General features: G+C 39.9%; 1 protein-coding gene. It reads right to left on the bottom strand.

Annotation, left to right across the window (positions count from 1 at the left end; genetic code table 11):
* Positions 1-1,332 (bottom strand): hypothetical protein (locus ENL20_07125; protein HHE38329.1); only part of this gene is annotated, 1,332 nt, incomplete at its 3' end.
* Between the last annotated feature and the right edge of the window lie 1,019 nt (positions 1,333-2,351).

Genomic DNA, 2,351 nt, shown 5'->3' with positions numbered 1-2,351 from the left:
TCCATTTTTGCTTGCACTCGTATTTATTGTTGTGGGATTACCGGTTTTCTTGATATAAATTCCATCATTCGCGGTGCTGTCGATCAAAACTCCATAACCTCCTGCTTCCTCAATATGAATTCCATTTATCAAAGCTTCTTTTACGTTTACTCCATCGAGATCGGCATAACCGACATAAAGACCATTTCCTTCTGTTCCGGCAACCTCAAAACCATTATTATCCGATCCAAAACTGAAATCTGTCGGAACACCAACAAAACTGGCATGAAATCCATCCCAATCTGATGAATATACATCATAACCATATTCACCCGCATTTCCTACATAAAAACCGCTACCACTAGTTGTTGAAACATCAACTCCATTGTCGGCAACATTCTCAATACTAATTCCATCATCTCCGGCATATCCTACATATAAACCATCTCCCTCAGCTCCAGCGACTTCAAAGCCATTATTAGCACTGCTGATCGTATAGGAAGTTGGAGAACCTGCCTGATAGACCGAGATTCCATCAGAACCAGCATTCTGAACATACACACCCTCTGCTCCTGAGGAGAAAACAGATAAACCCTGATTACCGACAGTGCCTGCTGCATATCCATTATAATTAGCATTAATTACATAAACTCCGGTTGTAACAGAATCCATTCGAACACCTTGATATCCACCATTGATCTTGATCGCATCACCATTCGACGGATTTGCATTTTTGATAGTAAAAGTTGCCCCGTTTGTATTTGCTGTCATTGTGTCCGGCCCGGTCGAATGAATAAAAGTCGTATCATAAATACTGGTTATACCTGTTAAGGCTGAACCATCCCCAACAAACGCATTTGCCGTCATTGTTCCGTTAATTCCTGCATTTCCCAAAGAATCCTGCTGCACCAATCCGGTAAGTGGAACTCCGGAAAGATTAGCAGCATTATCTGCCGAATAAGCCAGATAAGATTCTCCTGATACAAAAGAATACGGCACTGATTGAATTTTTCTGCGAGGAGTCATCTCGTTAGATTCTCCACCCAGAATGTAGGTTATATATAAGTTTGGATTTGAGAATATTCCTGCTGGAAAAGAAGCAGTTGAACCTAATTCTACTGAAAATATACCACCACTTATTGTTACTGCTGAATGAGATTCCGACCAAAGAGCTGTGCCTCCGGTAAGAACATCATAAATTCTGAATTCCATATATTTGGAATCATTGACGGGTTGTCCATTTGCGTCTTTCAAGGCACCTTGAAAATTAATGGTTTGCGGGATCTGGCAAAATAATATTGCCGTGAAACTTAATACGATCAAAGAGATCATACTTTTTTTGAGATTATTCATTTTTCCTCCTGGATTTGTATGAAAACTTGATTTAAGACAAAGTCTTGAATTAAGTTTTCAGGTTATTGTGAATTACAACCATTCCGAAGGTCAACTGAGAGAATTCCTCTGATAGAGACCATTCGGAAGGTTTCATCATTTACAATTAACATAAACTTTAATTTTACCTTTTCCGCTGGAATTTTCCAGAGCTTTGCCTAGAATTCCGATCGTCCAATTATCTGATTCTTGGATAGAACGTGCTTTGCCTGTATTTCCGGAAACAGTTAATTTCTGACCGATCTTGATATTCTCGCGAGAATCTACTTTCACATCGGCAGGACCAACAATTATGATGGAAACATATTCTCCTCGGTGAGTATTTCCTTCCGCAAAACGGAAGCTTTTCGTATAAACAGTTTTACCGTCTTTTTCATCTGCTTCTTCGCGTTCATAGACTTTGTATTCAACTATCCCGATTACTGCCGCAGAATTGTTCCTGTTTGCTTTTTCTACTTTGATTATCGGAATATCCGAATCTGCAACCGATTCATCAATATAACCCGTAAGGCAAACAATATCACCATTCTCCAATTCTTCTGATCCTGTATTCAAGCCGATATTGTTGATCGTTCTGGTAGTAATATTGCTTCCTTGAATTTTATCGGGTGTATTAAACCCCCATTCATTGTTAGTATCACTAGTCTGAGCATAAACTCCATCATCGCTTGCCCAGAAATCACCGCCATCATCGACTGCATTTGCCGAAGAGAAACCGTCATTTCCAGCATTAGAAATATAAAAGCCATCTGAGCCTGAGGAAGTTACATAAACTCCATTATCTCCGGCAGATACAACAGCAACACCATCATTACCGGCAGATTGCACAACAAAACCGGAATAAGCGGCATATCCTACTTCAACTCCCATATTATCCGCTTGACCAACATAGAGTCCGTTTCCTTCTGCTCCGGCAACTTCAAACCCGTTTTTGTAATTACTTGTTAATTGTGTACTCGGTGTTCCTGCATTATAAACAC

The sequence above is a fragment of the Candidatus Cloacimonadota bacterium genome, from assembly GCA_011372345.1.
Lineage (GTDB): Bacteria > Cloacimonadota > Cloacimonadia > Cloacimonadales > TCS61 > DRTC01.
This window is presented reverse-complemented; position numbering and strand designations above follow the sequence as displayed.